Annotated in this window: 17 protein-coding genes and 1 pseudogene; 9 read left to right on the forward strand and 9 right to left on the reverse strand. The window is 67.2% G+C overall.

The window, feature by feature from the left end; translation table 11 throughout:
* Together adeC and ACWPW1_RS04150 are read left to right on the forward strand one after the other, a co-directional pair.
* On the forward strand, positions 1 to 1,503 hold the full coding sequence (adeC, locus tag ACWPW1_RS04145) for an AdeC/AdeK/OprM family multidrug efflux complex outer membrane factor (RefSeq protein WP_454252422.1): 1,503 nt from the start codon (positions 1 to 3) through the stop codon (positions 1,501 to 1,503).
* A gap of 119 nt (positions 1,504 to 1,622) precedes the next feature.
* Positions 1,623 to 2,210: a YajG family lipoprotein gene (locus ACWPW1_RS04150; protein WP_271653885.1), complete on the forward strand. Its 588-nt coding sequence runs from the start codon at positions 1,623 to 1,625 to the stop codon at positions 2,208 to 2,210.
* 60 nt (positions 2,211 to 2,270) lie between these two features.
* Here the strand turns inward: ACWPW1_RS04150 and ACWPW1_RS04155 are convergent, their stop codons facing one another.
* Positions 2,271 to 3,431: a 1-acyl-sn-glycerol-3-phosphate acyltransferase gene (locus tag ACWPW1_RS04155; RefSeq protein WP_323148798.1), complete on the reverse strand. Its 1,161-nt coding sequence runs from the start codon at positions 3,429 to 3,431 to the stop codon at positions 2,271 to 2,273.
* Positions 3,432 to 3,538: 107 nt separating this feature from the next.
* Between ACWPW1_RS04155 and ACWPW1_RS04160 the strand changes: the two genes are divergently transcribed.
* Genes ACWPW1_RS04160 through ACWPW1_RS04170 form a run of 3 tightly spaced genes read left to right on the forward strand, consistent with a single transcriptional unit; the run spans position 3,539 to position 4,608 of the window.
* On the forward strand, positions 3,539 to 3,721 hold the full coding sequence (locus ACWPW1_RS04160; RefSeq protein ID WP_017639858.1) for a CPXCG motif-containing cysteine-rich protein: 183 nt from the start codon (positions 3,539 to 3,541) through the stop codon (positions 3,719 to 3,721).
* Positions 3,721 to 3,981 carry a putative signal transducing protein gene (locus ACWPW1_RS04165; RefSeq protein WP_017639857.1) on the forward strand — a complete coding sequence of 87 codons (261 nt, stop codon included), beginning with the start codon at positions 3,721 to 3,723 and terminating at the stop codon, positions 3,979 to 3,981. Before ACWPW1_RS04160 ends, ACWPW1_RS04165 begins: the two co-directional genes overlap by 1 nt.
* Before the next feature lie 9 nt (positions 3,982 to 3,990).
* Positions 3,991 to 4,608, forward strand: coding sequence for an SOS response-associated peptidase (locus ACWPW1_RS04170; RefSeq protein ID WP_271653887.1), 618 nt, complete (start codon positions 3,991 to 3,993; stop codon positions 4,606 to 4,608).
* On the opposite strand, the gene ACWPW1_RS04175 is transcribed toward ACWPW1_RS04170, so the two are convergent.
* The 3 genes and pseudogenes from ACWPW1_RS04175 to ACWPW1_RS04185 all read right to left on the reverse strand — a co-directional run.
* Positions 4,609 to 6,735, reverse strand: a complete 2,127-nt coding sequence (locus ACWPW1_RS04175) for a methyl-accepting chemotaxis protein (protein WP_434775763.1) — start codon at positions 6,733 to 6,735, stop codon at positions 4,609 to 4,611. It abuts the gene before it with no gap.
* A 177-nt stretch (positions 6,736 to 6,912) separates the two neighbouring features.
* The gene (locus ACWPW1_RS04180) at positions 6,913 to 7,797 is read right to left on the reverse strand and encodes a methyl-accepting chemotaxis protein (RefSeq protein ID WP_420480503.1); all 885 of its coding nucleotides are present in this window, start codon (positions 7,795 to 7,797) and stop codon (positions 6,913 to 6,915) included.
* Positions 7,771 to 9,042: pseudogene (locus ACWPW1_RS04185) on the reverse strand (HAMP domain-containing protein); the annotation flags it as partial. The gene ACWPW1_RS04180 and the pseudogene ACWPW1_RS04185, both read right to left, overlap by 27 nt.
* A 141-nt stretch (positions 9,043 to 9,183) precedes the next feature.
* On the opposite strand from ACWPW1_RS04185, the gene ACWPW1_RS04190 reads away from it, so the two are divergent.
* The gene (locus ACWPW1_RS04190) at positions 9,184 to 10,005 is read left to right on the forward strand and encodes a M48 family metalloprotease (protein ID WP_434775764.1); all 822 of its coding nucleotides are present in this window, start codon (positions 9,184 to 9,186) and stop codon (positions 10,003 to 10,005) included.
* A 189-nt stretch (positions 10,006 to 10,194) separates the two neighbouring features.
* Here the strand turns inward: ACWPW1_RS04190 and ACWPW1_RS04195 are convergent, their stop codons facing one another.
* Together ACWPW1_RS04195 and ACWPW1_RS04200 are read right to left on the reverse strand one after the other, a co-directional pair.
* Positions 10,195 to 11,196: a methyltransferase gene (locus tag ACWPW1_RS04195; protein WP_454252423.1), complete on the reverse strand. Its 1,002-nt coding sequence runs from the start codon at positions 11,194 to 11,196 to the stop codon at positions 10,195 to 10,197.
* Positions 11,197 to 11,225: 29 nt separating this feature from the next.
* Positions 11,226 to 12,185, reverse strand: a complete 960-nt coding sequence (locus ACWPW1_RS04200) for a 2-hydroxyacid dehydrogenase (protein WP_434775766.1) — start codon at positions 12,183 to 12,185, stop codon at positions 11,226 to 11,228.
* A gap of 94 nt (positions 12,186 to 12,279) precedes the next feature.
* Here ACWPW1_RS04200 and ACWPW1_RS04205 point away from each other — a divergent pair, with 94 nt between their 5' ends.
* Complete coding sequence (locus ACWPW1_RS04205) at positions 12,280 to 12,867, forward strand: ACP phosphodiesterase (RefSeq protein WP_434775767.1); 588 nt, start codon at positions 12,280 to 12,282, stop codon at positions 12,865 to 12,867.
* Here ACWPW1_RS04205 and ACWPW1_RS04210 read toward each other — a convergent pair.
* Together ACWPW1_RS04210 and ACWPW1_RS04215 are read right to left on the reverse strand one after the other, a co-directional pair.
* The gene (locus ACWPW1_RS04210) at positions 12,810 to 13,607 is read right to left on the reverse strand and encodes a 1-acyl-sn-glycerol-3-phosphate acyltransferase (protein ID WP_434775768.1); all 798 of its coding nucleotides are present in this window, start codon (positions 13,605 to 13,607) and stop codon (positions 12,810 to 12,812) included. The genes ACWPW1_RS04205 and ACWPW1_RS04210 overlap by 58 nt on opposite strands.
* A complete protein-coding gene (locus tag ACWPW1_RS04215) occupies positions 13,604 to 14,332 on the reverse strand; it encodes a GNAT family N-acetyltransferase (RefSeq protein ID WP_454252424.1) in 729 nt (242 codons plus the stop codon). The genes ACWPW1_RS04210 and ACWPW1_RS04215 overlap by 4 nt, the downstream gene beginning before the upstream one ends.
* A gap of 225 nt (positions 14,333 to 14,557) precedes the next feature.
* On the opposite strand from ACWPW1_RS04215, the gene ACWPW1_RS04220 reads away from it, so the two are divergent.
* A complete protein-coding gene (locus ACWPW1_RS04220) occupies positions 14,558 to 15,043 on the forward strand; it encodes an FKBP-type peptidyl-prolyl cis-trans isomerase (protein ID WP_017639847.1) in 486 nt (161 codons plus the stop codon).
* 317 nt (positions 15,044 to 15,360) lie between these two features.
* Here the strand turns inward: ACWPW1_RS04220 and cysZ are convergent, their stop codons facing one another.
* The gene (cysZ, locus tag ACWPW1_RS04225) at positions 15,361 to 16,113 is read right to left on the reverse strand and encodes a sulfate transporter CysZ (RefSeq protein WP_434775770.1); all 753 of its coding nucleotides are present in this window, start codon (positions 16,111 to 16,113) and stop codon (positions 15,361 to 15,363) included.
* Positions 16,114 to 16,411: 298 nt separating this feature from the next.
* Between cysZ and trxB the strand changes: the two genes are divergently transcribed.
* On the forward strand, positions 16,412 to 17,386 hold the full coding sequence (gene trxB, locus ACWPW1_RS04230) for a thioredoxin-disulfide reductase (protein ID WP_068382920.1): 975 nt from the start codon (positions 16,412 to 16,414) through the stop codon (positions 17,384 to 17,386).
* Positions 17,387 to 17,480 lie beyond the last annotated feature (94 nt).

Below are 17,480 nucleotides of genomic sequence, written 5' to 3' on the forward strand. Positions count from 1 at the left end.
ATGAAGAAGTCTGTCTTGGCAGTGGTGGTGGGCATGCTGGCCGTCTCCGGCTGCAGCCTGATCCCCGATTACCAGCGGCCCAATGCACCAGTGGAGAATGCCTGGCCCCACGGCCAGGCCTACGATGCCCTCACGGTCAATCGCGACCAGCAGGCGGCGGACATCGGCTGGCGCGATTTCTATCGCGACCCGGCGCTGCAGCGGCTGATCCAGCTGTCGCTGGACAACAACCGCGACCTGCGCCAGGCCGCCCTGAACGTGCGGCTGTACCAGGCGCAGTACCGCGTGCAGCGTGCCGAGCTGTTTCCCGATATCGGTGTCAGCGGCACCGGTACCCGTTCCCGTCAGCCGGAAGACCTGAGCCAGGTCTCCGCCATCCGCGAACTGCTCGCCGGCAACAGTGCCAACGGCGCGGGCGGCGGGGGGGGTGGCAGCATCAGCAGCCAGTACAGCGTGACCCTGGGCTTCACCTCCTATGAGCTGGACCTGTTCGGCCGCCTGCGCAGCCTCAGCGAGCAGGCGCTGCTCAACTACTTCGCCACCAGCGAAGGGCGCCGCAGCACCCAGATCTCGCTGGTGTCCGAAGTGGCCAATGCCTACTACGCCTGGCTCACCGACCAGCGCATGCTGCAGGTGACCCGCGAGACCCTCGCCGCCTACCAGCGCTCCTACGACCTGACCCGGCAGACCGTCGAGAACGGCGTGGCCAGCGGCCTGGACTTGCGTCAGGCGCGTACCGCCCTGGAAGGAGCGCGGGCGAATCTGGCGCAGTACACCCGCCAGGTGGCTCAGGATCGCAACGCCCTGACTCTGCTGCTGGGCACCTCGATCCCGGCGGACCTGCCACAAGGCAAGGGCCTGGATGGCAAGGACCTGCTCGCCGACCTGCCGGCCAACCTGCCGTCGGATCTCTTGCAGAAGCGTCCGGACATCCTCCAGTCCGAGCTGCAACTGCGCGCCGCCAATGCCAACATCGGCGCGGCCCGGGCGGCCTTCTTCCCGCGCATCAGCCTGACCGCCCAGGGCGGCACGGCCAGCCGGGATCTCAATGGCCTGTTCGACGCCGGCTCCGGCTACTGGACCTTCTCGCCGAGCATCAACATCCCGATCTTTACCGCCGGCAGCCTCAAGGCCAGCCTGGATGCGGCCAAGATCCAGAAGGACATCAACGTCGCCACCTACGAGAAGGCGATCCAGACCGCCTTCCGCGAAGTGGCCGATGCCCTGGCGGCGAAGGGCACCTACGACGACCAGCTGCAGGCCCAGCAGGACCTGGTGCAGGCCAGCCAGGAGTACTACGACCTGGCCAACCTGCGCTATCGCCAGGGCATCGACAACTACCTCACGGTACTCGACGCCCAGCGTTCGCTGTACAGCGCTCAGCAGCAGTTGATCACCGACAGACTCAATCAGCTCAACAGCGAGGTCACCCTGTACAAGGCCCTCGGCGGTGGCTGGCTGGAACGCAGCCAGACCCGGCCGCCATTGGCGGCCAAGCCATAACCCCTGGTCTGAGCGACGCCGGCCCCGTGCCGGCGTTTCTTTGTCCAGAGGCCCGGTCTATCGACGCCGGTGAGGGGCTGGGTATACTGCCCCCTGTCCCTTTCTTCCGGAGTCTCTGCATGCGCTATCGCCTGTTGCTCGGCCTGCTCGCCGCCACTGGTCTGACCCTGGTCGGTTGTGCCAGCAGCCCCCAGCAATTGAGTCCGCAACCCCAGATCACCGCGCCCATCGCCCCGGTCGGCCAGGGCCAGCCGGTCTCGGTCCGGGTGGTCGATGGTCGTTCCTCCTTCACCCTGGGCACCCGCGGCGGTCTCTATCCCGACACCAGCGTGGTGGTGGTGCAGACCCAGGACGTGATTCCCAAGCTGCAGGCCGAAGCCGAGAAGGCCGTACGCCAGATGGGCTTCACCCCGTCGCCCAATGCCGGCCCGGGTGCGCCCCAGCTGACCCTGACCCTGGCCGAGCTGAACTACCAGTCGCCCAAGGAGCTGTACGTCACCGCGTCCGACGTCGCGGCGGCCTTCCAGGTCGAGGTGCGCAACAGCCAGCGCGGCTACAAGGGTCGCTATGGTGCCAGTCTCAACCAGCGCTTTGGCATGGCGCCCAATGCCGAGGCCAACACCAAGCTGGTCAGCGATGTCCTGAGCGATGCCCTGACCCGGGTGTTCAAGGATCCGACGGTGGTGCAGGTGCTCAGCGGCCATTGAGCCGCGACCGTCCACAAAAAAGCCCGGCTCGTGCCGGGCTTTTTCATGAGCGCGCGTGGGCTATTCCAGACCGGCCAGGACGCGGTACTTGTTCAGCACCGGCTGGGCGTACTGGCGCACCAGCTGGGCGCGGTGGTCCGCCGGGCATTCGGCCAGGCGTCTTTCCCACTCGGCACGGGCGACCTCGATCTCCTCGGCCGGAAACAGGGCGTCCACGGCGGGTACGGCCAGCTCCGCATCGCGGCCATCCCAGGCGGCATAGGCCAGATAGCTGGCAGGGAACAGCCGGTAGTTGCCGAGGATCTGCCGATCCATCTCCTGGGCCAGCGCCTTGGCATCCTCGAACTCGCCACTGACCGGCTCGCCGAAGGCAACGTGCACCCGCCCCTTGTAGCCGGTGATGCCCAGCGCGATGCTGACGTCATCCTCGCCCGGCGCCTTGGTATAGCTGCCGGTGGTGGCGCGGATGTGCAGTTCGCGGGCCTTGGCCTGGTCGCAGGGATCGAATTCGTAGCTGATGGATACCGGCACGATGTTGAGCGCCTTGACCAGCTCGGCGAAGGGCTCGTCCTTGCAGCTCATGTGGAACATCTTGAGGATGGCCGAATCGGTGCGGTCGTCGCCATCCTTGGCCCGGCCCTCGGCCTGGGCGATCCAGATGGACTGGCCGTCCTGGCGGATCGAATGATTGATGTAGGCGGACAGGTTCTGGTACGCCGCCAGCTTTTCGCGCCGGCCGCTGATGGAGCGGTGCACGATGAAGCTCTTGTTCAGCCGCATCAGGTCGCTGACGAAGGGCTTCTGCAGGAGGTTGTCGCCGATGGCGATGCGCGGCGTTGGCAGGCCGGCGTGGTAGACGGCATAGTTGACGAAGGCCGGGTCCATCACGATGTCGCGGTGGTTGGCCAGGAACAGATAGGCGCGGCCGCTGCGCAGCTGGTCGATGCCCGAGTAGGTGACGCCGTCCGAGGCCTTCTCGATGGCGCGATCCACATAGGGTTCGAGCTTGTCCTGCAGCGCCGCGACGCTCTGGATACCACTCAGTTCCTGGCGCAGGCGCGTGCGCAGCAGGGGGCGCACTACCCAGCCGAGTCCCTTGGACAGGCGCGGGAACCGGTAGCCGGCAAGGATGCCGATGAAGTGGTCGTCGTCGATCAGGCGGGCCAGAACCCCGGGGACTTCCGCGTCGTTATAGGGTCGAATGGCTTCGAACTCGCCCATGGTGTTCTCTTGTAGAAATTCCGGCGGCCATAGTAGTGGGCGTGGCGCCAGATGCAAGCGCCAGGGGCCGGATGGGCGGCAGGTTGGCGGTCAAGGAGTACAGGCAGATGCTGGAAAGCCAGGAATACGATTGCCCTTATTGCGGCGAACCGGGCGAGGTGGTGCTCGACCTCAGCGGCGGTGATCAGGACTACTACGAAGACTGCGAAGTCTGCTGCCGACCGATCCGCTTCGGGCTGCACACCGACGGCGAGGACTGGAATCTCGAGGTTCGGCGGGAGGATGACTGATGCGCCGCATCTATGAGCCGGGGTCGCTGCACGAGGGCGAACTGCTCCTGGCCGTGCTCGCCAGCGAGGGCATCAGTGGTTTCCTCGCCGGTCGCCATCTGCTCGGAGGCATCGGTGACCTGCCGGCGGTGGGGCTGCTCGGTCTGCTGGTCGAGGACGAGGAAGCCCAGCGCGCGCAGGCACTGATCGCCGCGTACAATGCCGCCACGCCCCTGCCGGGAGAGGATCCCTCCCCCGAGCAGGGCATCCTCATCTGTTGAAAGGTTTTCATGTCCGGACGCTACGCCCTGTTCCGCTGGCCCACCGAATTCGCCGCGCTGCCGGGGTTGCCTGAACGGCATCCGCCGCGCTGGAACATCTCCCCCCATCAGCAGGTGCTGCTGCAGCGGCGCACGGAGGAGGGCGAGCGTCTCGACAGTGGCCGCTGGGGACTGACGCCCCCCTGGCTCACCGATCTTTCCCGCACCCCCACCCATGCCCGTGCTGAAAGCCTGGCTACCCAGCCGATGTTTCGCGAGGCCTTTCGCCTGCGGCGCTGCCTGCTGCCGGCCAATGGCTTCTATGAATGGCGTGGCAACCACCGCAAGCGACCCTACTGGATGCTTAATGGCGAGCCCCTGGCCTGGTTCGCCGCGCTCTGGGAGGCCTATCCGGCCGGCGATCAGCTCTGGCTGTCGGTGGCCATGGTCACCCAGGCGGCCGGCCCGCTGCGCCGCCCCATTCTGCTCGACGAGGCGGGCCGTGCCCTCTGGCAGGATCCGGAGAGTTCTCCCGAGGCCCTGCAGGAAGTGCTGGCGACCGGCGGCATGCCGCTGCGCGAGCGGGTGCTGGCGGACATCGTCAACCGGCCCGAGGTGGATGGGCCGGAGTGTTTGACGCCGCTGTAGTCAGACCTTGAAGCGCGCCGCCAACTGGTGCTGTCGCTCGGCCAGTTCGCTCAGATGACCGCCGGCACGTGAAGCCTGATCCGCCTGGTCGTGTACGCCATTGGCCGCCTGGCCGATGTTGACCACGTTGCGGTTGATGTCCTCGGCCACGGCGCTCTGTTCCTCGGCCGCGCTGGCGATCTGCAGATTCATCTCGGTGATCTCGCCGACAGCCGCGAGAATGACCTCCAGAGCCCGGCTGGCGGCCTGGGTCTGTTCCACCTGATTGTCGGTCTGGGCATGACTGTCCTGCATCAGCGCCACGGCATCGCGGGTGCCGCTCTGCAGGCGCTGGATCATGCTCTGAATCTCGCCAGTGGCGATTTGGGTCTTTTGCGCCAGGGTACGCACCTCGTCGGCCACCACGGCGAAGCCGCGGCCCTGTTCGCCAGCCCGGGCCGCCTCGATGGCCGCGTTGAGCGCCAGCAGGTTGGTCTGTTCGGCGATACCGTTGATGGTGGTGAGGATGGAGCCGATATTCTCGCTGTCGTCCGCCACCAGGCGTACCTGAGTCACGGCACGCTCGATTTCCTCGGCCAGCCTGGTGCAGTCACGAACGTTCTGCTGGACCACGCGCTGGCCTTCGCCGACCGCCTTGTCGGCCTGGGTGGCGGCTTGAGCGGCACGGCCGGCATTGCTGGCGACGTCCTGGGCGGTAGCCGTCATCTCCTGCATGGCGGTGGCCACCTGATCGATTTCCTGCAGCTGACGCTGGACGCCGTCGCGGGTGCGCTGGGCGATGTCGGTGGTCTGGCTGGCAGCCGCGTTCACGTCGCCAACCGAGTGCACCAGCTGACCGATAAGGTGCTGCAGGGAGCCGAGGAAGGCATTGAAGCCAGTCGCGATGGCGCCAAGTTCGTCCCGGCGATTGACCGTCAGCCGCTGGGTCAGGTCCCCATCGCCCTTGGCGATGTCGTCGAGCATGGCCACCATCTGCCGCAGGGGTCGGGCGATACGCAGGCTGATGAGCCAGAGCAGCAGCAGGCCGCCGCCGGCTACCAGCAGGCCCACCAGCAGCATGCCGATCATGTCGGTGCGGCGTTGCTCGCCGAGGGCCTGTTGCAGGAGCTGCAGGTCGCTGAGCACCGCGGCACGGGGCAGCTGCAGGATCAGTGTCCAGGTGGTGGCATCGCTGCCCAGGCGCAGGGGTAGATACACCTGGTAGAGGTCGTGCTGGCTGTCGAAGCGGCGGGTCACGCCGTCGCCGAGTTGCGCCAGGCCCTGGGCGGCGTCGCCGAGAATCTGTGTAGCCGGCTCGCCAAGTGCCTTGGGATCCCGGGTATAGGCCACCAGGGTGCCGCGGTTGGCGACCAGTGCCATGCTGCCGGCGCCGTCGTAGAGTCCGGCATTGGCCTGCTTGAGCTGTTCCTGGATGAAGGCCAGGGACAGATCGGCGCCGACCACGCCCTTGAAAGCGCCCTTGACCAGGATGGGCACATTGAAGGAGGACATCAGGATCTTCTGCCCATTCATCTCGTAGGGTGCCGGGTCGACGATGCAGGGTTTGAGACGCTGCCGCGGGCAGAGATAGTACTCACCCTCGCGGACCCCGGTAGGCAGGATGGTCTGGCTCTCCATGGTCGGTCCCAGCGGTTCCACCTTCAGCCCGCCCTCGGGCGTGCGATACCACCAGGGCATGAAGCGACCCGTGGCGTCATAGCCGGCTTCGCTGCGTCCGGCGTACTGGGCATCCGCGCCGTCGAAGGCATTGGGCTCCCAGCCCGCATAGACATCGAGCAGTTCGGGATTGTCGAGCAGGGTTTCCTGAAGCAGGTTGGAGAGGCCGTCGCGGTCGATCTTCAGGTGTCGTTCGGCACTGCTGTCGGCCTGGGCATTGAGCTGGGCGATGCCGCGGGCGACGATGAGCGGCAGATCCAGCTTCTGCATCAGGTTGCCGGCGATCGCCTGGGCCTGGGCGTCCAGTCGGGCCTGGGCGGCACGTTCGGCAAGCTGGGCGGTATGGGTGTCGACCAGACTCTGGGTACGCATGCCGGCAAAGAGCACATAACCGACGAGCGCCATGACGACGGCCAGGATGCAGCTCCCCGAGAGCAGCGTGATGGTCGTACGAACTGAGCGGAAAGACATCGAGAGCACTCCAGTGCTTGGGTGGCGCCAGGCTATCGGCAGTGCACCGCTCCCCCTTTAGGGTTTTGGCCGGGTAGCCCTGCCGACGAACGCCAAGGTGTCGAGGGGGCCGGGTGGGTTACCCGGCCTTGACCCCAGCCCTCGCCCAAGGGGAGAGGGGGCACGAGGGTCGCGCTGCTAGACGCGGAAACGTCCCGCCAGCTGGCGTTGCTGCTCGGCCAGCTCGCGCAGCTGCTGGCCGGCGCGCGAGGCGCTGTCGGCTTCGCCGTGGACCGCCTGGGCGCTCTGGCCGATGTTGACCACGTTGCGATTGATGTCCTCGGCTACCGCGCTCTGCTCTTCCGCCGCGCTGGCGATCTGCAGGTTCATGGTGGTGATCTCGCTCACGGCCGCCAGGATGGTGTCCAGGGCGCGACGGGTGGCCTCGGTCTGGGCGACCTGCGTGCTGGTCTGGGCGCCGCTGCTCTGCATCACCGTCACCGCCTCGCGGGTGCCCTGCTGCAGACGCTGGATCATCGCCTGGATCTCGCCAGTGGCGACCTGGGTCTTCTGTGCCAGGTTGCGCACCTCGTCGGCCACCACCGCGAAGCCACGGCCCTGTTCGCCGGCCCGCGCCGCCTCGATGGCGGCGTTGAGCGCCAGCAGATTGGTCTGCTCGGCGATGCCGTTGATGGTGGTGAGGATGGAGCCGATGTTCTCGCTGTCCTCGGCGACCCGGCGGACCTGGTCCACCGCGCGTTCGATCTCCTGGGCGAGGGCGGTGCTGCTGGCGACGTTCTGCTGCACCAGCCGCTGACCTTCGTTGACCGCGCCGTCCGCCTCGGTGGCGGCGCGCGCTGCGCGGCCGGCATTACCTGCCACGTCCTGCGCGGTAGCGGTCATCTCCTGCATGGCGGTCGCCAGCTGGTCGATCTCCTGCAACTGCCGCTCCACGCCGTCGCGGGTGCGCTGGGCGATATGGGAGGTGTGGTCGGCCGCCGTGGCCACTTCGCCCACCGAGCGGACCAGCTGGCCGATGAGGTTCTGCAGCGACGCCAGGAAGCTGTTGAAGCCGCCGGCCATGGCCCCGACCTCGTCACGGCGATCAGTGGCGAGGCGCTGCGTCAGGTCGCCATCGCCCTGGCCGATGGCGTCGAGCATGGCGACCATCTGCCGCAGCGGACGGGCAATGCGCAGGCTGATCAACCAGAGCACCAACAGGCCGGCGCCGGCGACCGCCAGGCCCACCAGCAGCATGCCGATCACGTCCTGGTGTCTCTGCGTGCCCAGGGTTTCCTTGAGGCTGTAGAGATCGGCCAGCACCGCTTCGCGGGGCAGCTCGATGATCAGTGTCCAGACCTGACGGTCGTCGCCGGTGAAGCGCAGCGGCAGATAGACCTGGTAGCGCTCGCTTTTGGCATCAAAACGGCGCGTGACGCCCTCGCCAAGGTCCTTGAGACCGGCCAGGGTTGCGCCCAGCACCGGTTCGGCCGGCTTGCCCAGCTGGGCGGCGTCGGCAGTGTAGGCGACCAGGGTGCCCTTGCCGGCCACCAGGGCCATGCGCCCCACGCCGCCATAGAGACGGCCATTGGCCTTGACCAGCTGGCGCTGGATGAAGTCCAGTGGCACGTCGGCGCCGACCACGCCCTTGAAGGCGCCACCGACCAGGATGGGTACGTTGAAGGAGGCGATCAGCACCTGTTGTTCGTTGACGGTATCGGGCATGGGGTCGAGCACGCAGGTGGTACGGGACTCCCGCGGGCAGAGGTAGTACTCGCCTTCGCGCACGCCCGAAGGCAGCCGGGTCTGGCTTTCCACGGTCGGGCCGATCGGCTCCACCGTCACGTCGCCATCGAGGGTCTTGTGCCACCAGGGGGTGAAGCGGCCCTGCTCATCGTAACCGGCCGCGGCGTCGCCGCGATGGCGCTCGTCCTGGCCATCGATGGCATTAGGCTCCCAGACGGTATAGAGGCTGAGCAGGCCGGGCTGGCGCTTGAGGGTCTGGCCCAGCAGCCGGACCAGACTCTGGCGATCCAGGTCGACCTGTTGGTCGCCACCGCTGCCCATGGCCACGTTGAGCTGCGCCAGCTGGTTGGCGAGTTGCAGGGGGACGTCCAGCTGGCGCTGCAGCTGGTTGCCCACGGCTTCGGCTTCCGCGGTCAGCTGGGCCTCCGCGGCATTGGCGGCCAGGGCCTCGGTATGGGTATCGACCAGCGTGCGGGTCCGCTGACCGGCGAGCAGGGTATAGGCGATCAGGGCGATCACCACCACCAGGATGCAGGCGCCGGCCAGCAGGGTGATAGAGGTGCGGATGGATCTGGAACTCATCGGGGACTCCGGAGGGCATTCAATGCCGTGGCTATCGGCGGCGCTGACGATCCATTGAGGCCTCCGGTCGCCTGCGCACGAACGTTGCCGCGCGTGACGCCCCTCTCTATGCTGTATCCGCCTCGATACCTGGAGATTCCCATGCGCCGTGTTCTTCCCCTCGCGGGCCTGTCCTTGAGCCTGCTACTGGTCGCCTGCCAGACCGTCAACACCACCTCGGGTGGCGCGGTCGGGGTGCAGCGCAAGCAGTACATGTTCAGCATGCTGTCCGAGCAGCAGGTCAACCAGATGTACGCCCAGTCCTATGCCAAGACGGTCAGCGAAGCCAAGTCCGCCGGCAAGCTGGCCAATGACAGCGCCGACGGCAAGCGCGTCGCGGCCATCGCCAAGCGCCTGATCCCGCAGACCGCGGCCTTCCGCCCGGACGCGGTGAGCTGGGACTGGCAGGTCAACCTGGTGCAGAGCGACGAGCTCAACGCCAACTGCGGCCCGGGCGGCAAGATCTTCGTCTACAGCGGCCTCATCGATCAGCTCAAGCTGACCGACGACGAACTGGCGGCGGTGATGGGCCACGAGATCGCCCACGCCCTGCGCGAGCACAGCCGTGAGCAGATGTCGCGGGCCTATGCCATCCAGATGGGCGAGAACCTCGGCGGCGCCCTGCTGGGTGTCGGCCAGGGCGGCATGCAACTGGCCGACCAGGTGTCCCAGGTGGCCCTGACCCTGCCGTTCAGCCGTGGCAACGAGAACGAGGCCGACCTCATTGGCCTGGAGCTCTCGGCCCGCGCCGGCTACAACCCCAACGCCGCCATCACCCTCTGGCAGAAGATGGCCCAGGCCAGCCAGGGCAAGCAGCCGGCGGAATTCCTCAGCACCCACCCGTCCGACGCCAACCGCACCAAGGCGCTGCAGGCGGCAATTCCCAAGGTGATGCCGTTGTATGAGGCGGCGAAGAAGGGGTGAGGTTTTGGCTAGGGGTGGCGGTTTCCCTCACCCCAACCCTCTCCCAAGGGGAGAGGGTGCTGGTTGGGTACTACGGGGGTAACATTGCCGCGGTTCGGCCGCGCCTGCTGGGCTTCGACAATGAAGCCGTCTCAACCCAACCTACGGATGCCGCATAGGTTGGGTTGAGCGCAGCGAAGCCCAACAGCGTTACCGCCGCCGCGCGCTATAGACCTTGAAGCCGTCCCGCTCGGCCAGGGTGCGGCAGTTGCCGAAGGCAGCCTCGATCAATGGGGGATAGCGCAGAAAGCTGTTGGCCACCAGGCGCAGCTCGCCGCCGGGGCGCAGATGGTATACCGCGTCAGCCAGCAGGGTCTCGGTGGTGCGATAGTCGGTCTTCACGCCACTGTGGAAGGGCGGATTGCTGACGATGGCGGCGAGCCCGGTGGGCGCCGCGGCGATGCCATCACCCGCGATCACCGTTCCAGTCAGGCCGTTGGCCGCCAGGGTCTGACGACTGCTGGCGACGGCGAAGGCGTCCACGTCCAGCAGATGCAGGGTACTGGCGGGATAGCGGCGGGCCAGGGTGGCGCCGACCACGCCCGCGCCGCAGCCGAAGTCGAGCACCGCACCTTCGGGCAGGCCATCCAGTTGCTCCAGCAGCAGCGCCGTGCCCACGTCCAGCCGCCCATGGCTGAACACCCCCGGCAGGCTGAAGATCTCAAGGCCCACCCCGGCCCGGGCCAGCTGCTGGCGTTGCAGCCAGGCGTCCGGACGCGGGTCGGCCTCGGTATGCGGGCCTTGCACCACCCACAGTTGGCAGTGACGAGCACTGTCGAGCTTGCTGGCCTTGCCGAAGGCACCCAGCTGGCGCGCAGCGCGTTCGATACCGGCCTTCTTTTCGCCGACCAGATAGAGGCTGCCGTCGGCCGGCAGGCAGCGAGCCAGGGCGGTGAGCAGGAAGTCGGTGGCCTCGCGGGACTTGGGCAGGAACAGCACGGCGCCAGCGAAGTCGCCCGGGGGCGGTTCGATGCCTAGATGAGAGCGTCCCGGATAGCGCCGGGCCAGTTGCTCGGCCTCGCCGGCGTGCCAACTCCAGCCACTGGCCGCGGGCAGGACGCCGAGCAGGTCGTCAGCCGGTAGCCCTGCCAGCAGCAGGGGGCCGCCGAAGCGCTCGGGATGACGGAGGAGGACTTCGCTGCGCGGATCCATGGGGCTACCTGGCGAAAAAAGCGCGAACTTTAGCAGACCACCCGCTGCGGTGTGCCGGCGAAATGGCCTTGGGCGTTGTCGGCCAACTGGCCGATGATCCGCTGGCGCGCCTCGCGACTGCCCCAGGCGTTGTGCGGGGTGACGATCAGTCGCGGAATGTCGCTGGCCAGCAGCGGATTGCCGTCGCGCGGGGGCTCCACGCTGAGCACGTCGGTAGCGGCGCCGGCCAGGTGGCCGCGTCTCAGGCAATCGGCCAGGGCCTGTTCGTCGACGATGCCTCCGCGTGCGGTGTTGACCAGGAAGGCCGTGGATTTCATCGCCGCCAGTTCCGCCGCACCAATCAGGCCGCGGGTCTGCTCGGTCAGCGGGCAGTGCATCGTCAGGGCGTCCACCTGGGGCAGCAGTTCGGCCAGCGGCAGGCTGCCAGGGCGCGCCGGACGGCCGGGCAACTGACCCACCAGGGTCTGCATGCCGAAGGCCTCGCCCAGGCGCTTCACCGCGCTGCCTAACTCGCCCAGGCCGAGCAGGCCAAGGGTCTTGCCCTCCAGCTCGACGATGGGGTGATCAAGCAGGCAGAACTGGCTGGCGGTCTGCCAGCGCCCAGCGCGGATATCCGCTTGGTAGTCCGGCAAGCGGGTGGCCAGGGCCAGCAGCAGCGCCAGGGTGTGCTGGGCGACCGAGGCGGTGCCGTAGCCCTGGCAGTTGCAGACGCGCACGCCCTGGGCGCGCGCGGCTTCCAGGTCGATGTTGTTGGTACCGGTGGCGCTCACCAGCACCAGTTTCAATTCCGGGCAGGCGGCCAGGGTCTGGGCGTCCAGCACCACCTTGTTGACGATGGCGACCTGGGCGCCGGCTAGTCGCGCGGTGATCTCGTTCGGGGCGGTGGCGGGGTACAGCTCCAGCTCGTCGAACACCGCACGCAGCGGGGCCGGGTCCAGATCGCCCAGGTCGAGGGAGGCATAGTCGAGGAACACGGCGCGAGCGGGCATGACGACTCCAGCGGAGAAGGAAAGGAGGTCCGAGCCTAGCAGCCGCGGGTCGTCCAGGAAAACCGCCCGGTTGCGGCTGGAGTATGCTGGTGGGATGAATTATCTCGCTCACCTGCACCTGGGCGGCCCTGGCCGCGAAGACCGTCTTGGCAGTCTCTATGGCGATTTCGTCAAGGGCTCGGCGGACGCCTGGCCAACCGGAATCGCCGCCGGCATCCGGCTGCATCGGCGCATCGACGTATACACCGATGACCATCCCCTGGTGATCCGGGCCAAGGCCCGGCTGCCCGCAGCGCGGCGGCGAGTGGCCGGTCTGCTGGTGGACGTCTTCTTCGATCACTGTCTGGCGCGCCTCTGGCCCGACTACGCCGATCAGCCGCTGCCGAGCTTTGTCGCGGATTGCTACCAGACCCTGCTGGACGAGCCGGAACTGCCGCCGCGACTGGCCTCCATCGCCCCGCTGATGGCGCGCCAGGACTGGCTGGGCAGCTACACGGACTTCGCCGTGCTGGAAAGGGTGGTAGAAGGCATGGCGCGGCGGCTGTCGCGTCCGGAATTGCTGGCCGGTGCCTTCGCCGAACTGGACGCCACCTATGACGGCCTGCTGGCAGATTTTCGCGACTTCTATCCGCAGCTGCAGGCCTTTGCCGCCGCCGAGCGTGCGGCGCGCGTTTCCAGCTGAATCCCGAAGCAGTCGGCGATGGCCGCCTGGCATTCACCTGCCAGCACCTGGCGCGGCCGACCCTGGGGCAGGATCGGCGGCAGCAGCTCGATCCTCAGGGTGGTGCCGCCGTTGTCCAGCAGCCGCAGCAGGTGGCTGACCAGATCGTCCTCGCCGATGAAGGCGGCCGTCTGGTCGCGCTTGCCCTGGCGCCAATAGCTCAGGGCGACGGGTTGCAGCGGCGTGCTGGTGGCGATGGCCGGACTCAACAGCCGGCCATGAAAGGTTCGGAGTCCGCTGCCATCGGTGGTGGTGCCCTCGGGAAAGAGCGCCAGCGACAAGCCCTGGGTCAGCCGCGTGGTCAGCGCCTCGCCCAGGGCGTCACCGCGTTCGGCCCCACGGCGGATGAACAGGGTGCCGGCCTGGCGCGTCAGCCAGCCGGCGAAGGGCCAGTCCGCCACCTCGGCCTTGGACAGGAAACTCAGTGGTCTTAGGCTGCCGAGACCGACGATGTCCAGCCAGGACACATGATTGGCCAGCCAGAGATGGGTGCCGCGCGGTACCTCGCCACTCACCTCCAGGCGCAGCCGCAGCGCCTGGGCCAGCGCCTGGAAGAAACACCGCGTCAGTCGCTGGCGCAGCATCAGGCAGGGCCGGCCACTGAGGGCGGACGCCAGCGCCACCGTCAGGGCGAACAGCGCCCCGAGCAGCAGCGCAGCCAGGACCGGCATGAGGCGCAGGGCGAGACGCAGTCGCCTCATACCGCGGCCTTGAAGTGGCGTGCATAGCGCGGGCAGAGGTCTTCGCGCTTGAGCAGGATGAAGACGTCGGCCACGCCGAACTCCGGATCCCAGCAGGGTGCACCGCAGACCTGGGCGCCCAGGCGCAGATAGGCCTTGAGCAGGGGCGGCAGTTGCACCACCAGGTTGTCCGGCACGGGGACGAAGGGCAGTGGCCGCCGCGGCGTGGCGCGGATCGCCGGGGTGCGCTCGTCCCGCGCGGCCTGGCGCAGCAGGGCAGCGGCCTGCAGGCCACCGTCGGCCATGGGCACGCTGGCGCAGCCCATCAGGTAGCGGTAGTCGCCGCAGGCCATGATCTCGGCCAGTTCCGCCCACAACAGGGCGATGGCTGCGCCGGTGCGATGCCCGGGCGCCACGCAGGTGCGGCCGATTTCCAGCAGCGGGCCCTGCAGGGTGTCCAGACCCTCCAGCTGGAATTCGCTTTCGCTGTAGAGGCTACCCAGGTGCTCGCGCCGACGGCCGTCGAGCAGGCGCGTGGTGGCGATCAGTTCGCCGTTGCGCAAGTCACGCACCCCCAGATGCAGGCAGTGGGCATCGAAGGCATCCTGGTCGAGATTGTCGGCGAAATGCACGCCGTAGGTACTGCCGAAGACCGAGGCCCGCAGGCGCTGGGCGGCGCGGATGTCCGCGGCGGTCGACAGGCGTTCGGCGCGCAGCGCGGGTGGAACGGACACTGGAATCGGCATGGCAGGGCTCCGGCAGTGGGTATGCAGCAAACCCTAGGTAGCCGGGATGACAGCCCCGTGAAGCGGCCATGGCGATTGCGTGACGAGCGGTCGAGCACCGTTGCAGGGGCGCCCTCCAGATGCCTCCGGGCGCCAGGGGACTGACCGAACGCATTCGCAATTGCTAAGTTGGACGCGTAGACTGATGCGTCATCCTAAATTTTTCCCAGCATGAAGGTTCTGGCCATGCAGATCGCGGCGAACACGGCAGTATCCATCGACTACACCCTGACCAACGACGCCGGCGAAGTCATCGACAGCTCCGCTGGTGGTGCTCCGCTGGTGTACCTGCAAGGCGCAGGCAACATCATTCCGGGTCTGGAGCGTGCTCTGTCCGGCAAGCAGGCCGGTGACGAGCTGAAAGTGGCCATCGAGCCGGAAGACGCCTATGGCGAATACACTCCGGAGCTGGTCGCCACCCTGGGCAAGGAAATGTTCGAAGGCGTGGACGAGCTGGAAGTGGGCATGCAGTTCCATGCCTCCGGCCCGGACGGCGCCATGCAGATCGTCACCGTGCGTGACATCGACGGCGACCAGGTCACCGTCGATGGCAACCATCCCCTGGCCGGTCAGCGCCTGAACTTCGATGTGAAGGTGGTCAACGTGCGTGCCGCCAGCGACGAAGAAATCGCCCATGGTCACATCCATGGCGAAGGTGGTCACCAGCACTAAGCCTGGCAACAGGCTCCTACAACGCCCGTGTCCGGCCTTGCCGGCACGGGCGTTGTCGTTTCTGGAGTCCGTGAAGGGCGGCCCTTACCCCAACCCTCTCCCAGGGGGAGAGGGGGCTGGTTTGTTGGTGTGGGCGGGACGTGTCGTAGGTTGGGTTGAGGCGGCTCCGTCGCCGAAGCCCAACAGCTGGAAACTGTAGTATCCGGCGTGGTGGTCCGGAATTGTTGGGCTTCGCTGCGCTCAACCCAACCTACGCGGAGGATAGCCGTAGGTTGGGTTGAGGTGGCCTTATCGCCGAAGCCCAACGATCCGGGCGATCAAGAGCGCACCACCAATGCCTTGTCGCCCCCTTCACGCACCCAGAACAGCGTCGCCCCGGCCACGGCGGCCGGCATGAACAGGGCGTTCAGGCCGGGCACCAGCAGCGCCAGGTAGGTCACGCCGCCAAAGCCCAGGCAGCGCAGGCGGCGGGTGCGCAGCCAGGCGAGCATGCTGCGGAAATCCAGCTTGTGGTTGTCAGCCGGGAAGTCGATGTACTGCACCGCCATCATCCAGACGCCGAACAGGATCCACAGCGGCGCGGCGATCAGGTTGACGCCCGGGATGAAGGTCAGCACCAGCAGCCCCAGGGCGCGTGGCAGGTAGTAGCCCAGCTTGCGCACTTCACGCTGCAAGGTGCGCGGCACCATGGTGACCAGCTCGGTGAGATTGAAGGATGGGAAATCATCCTGCCCGCGCACCAGCACCTCGACCTTTTCCGCGAGAAAGCCGTTGAAGGGCGCCGCCACCAGATTGGCCAGCATCGTGAAGGTGAAGAAGATGATCGCCAGCAGCAAGAGCACGAACAGCGGCCAGAGCAGCCATTCGACGAATCCGGCCCAGGCGGGCAGGCTCGGCATCAGTTGGTCCAGCCAGCCCTCGAAGCCCCGTACGGCGAAGGTGAGGATGGCGGCGTAGAGCAGCAGATTGATGGTGAGCGGGATGACCACGAAGCGGCGCATGCCGCGGCGGGTCACCAGGCGCAGGCCTTCGGCGAAGTAGGCGGAGCCGGACAGGGGAGCGACAGCCATGAACATTCCTGACGAGTGGCGGGAAGGCACAGCTTACCTCAGGGCGCCATTGGCGAAGCGGTCGACATAGGCGCGCCCTATGGTCTGGATTTAGAATGCTCGCTTCTATGGAAGGGCCATGCCCGTTAGGCTGAGCCCATCCTTGGACCCGGTGTCTGCCCGTCGACACCGGTCGCGCCCTCGCCAGGAGCGATGAGCGCTGCGGAACGGCTCCGCACGAACACCGGCCGGTGCGCCCCAGCGGCGCGCGGGCCACTTTACTCTTTGGTCTGCCGGAGACCCCGGCAGGGAGAATGTCATGTCTGAAGCCAGCACCACGCGCCATTCGCGTCTCATCATCCTTGGTTCCGGTCCCGCCGGTTACACGGCCGCGGTCTACGCCGCTCGTGCCAACCTCAAGCCGCTGCTGATCACCGGTATGCAGATGGGCGGCCAGCTGACCACCACCACCGAGGTCGACAACTGGCCTGGCGATCCCCATGACCTGACCGGTCCGGCACTGATGGAGCGGATGCGCGAGCACGCCGAGCGCTTCGAGACCGAGATCGTCTTCGACCATATCAATGCCGTGGACTTCGGTGGCAAGCCCTACACCCTCAAGGGTGACAGTGCCACCTACACCTGCGATGCCCTGATCATCGCCACCGGCGCCAGCGCCCGCTACCTGGGTCTGGCCAGCGAAGAGGCCTTCATGGGCAAGGGCGTGTCCGCCTGCGCCACCTGCGACGGCTTCTTCTATCGCAATCGCGAGGTGGCGGTGGTCGGTGGCGGCAACACCGCGGTCGAGGAAGCGCTGTACCTGGCCAACATCGCCAGCAAGGTCACCCTGATCCACCGTCGCGAGACCTTCCGCGCTGAGAAGATCCTGCAGGACAAGCTGCGCGCCCGGGTCGCCGAAGGCAAGATGGTGCTCAAGCTCAACGCCAGCGTCGACGAGGTGCTGGGTGACAACATGGGTGTCACCGGGGTGCGCCTGAAGAACAACGACGGCAGCACCGAGGAGCTGCAGGTGGCCGGTCTGTTCGTCGCCATCGGCCATACGCCCAATACCGCGCTGTTCGAAGGCCAGCTGGACAGCCACGATGGCTACCTGGTGGTGAAGGGCGGTCGCGAGGCCAATGCCACCGCCACCAACGTGCCGGGTGTGTTCGCTGCCGGTGACGTGGCCGACCACACCTACCGCCAGGCCATCACCTCGGCCGGTGCCGGCTGCATGGCCGCCCTGGACGCCGAGCGCTATCTGGATGGGCTGGGCGATCTGCAGGTCCTTTAAGGCCTGATTGTCGCCTGACAACGAAAAACCCCGGCACTGGCCGGGGTTTTTCGTTTCCGGGGTCTTCCGGCCTGCGGCAAGAACAGGCTTGGCT

The sequence above is a fragment of the Pseudomonas sp. Marseille-Q7302 genome (assembly GCF_965111925.1).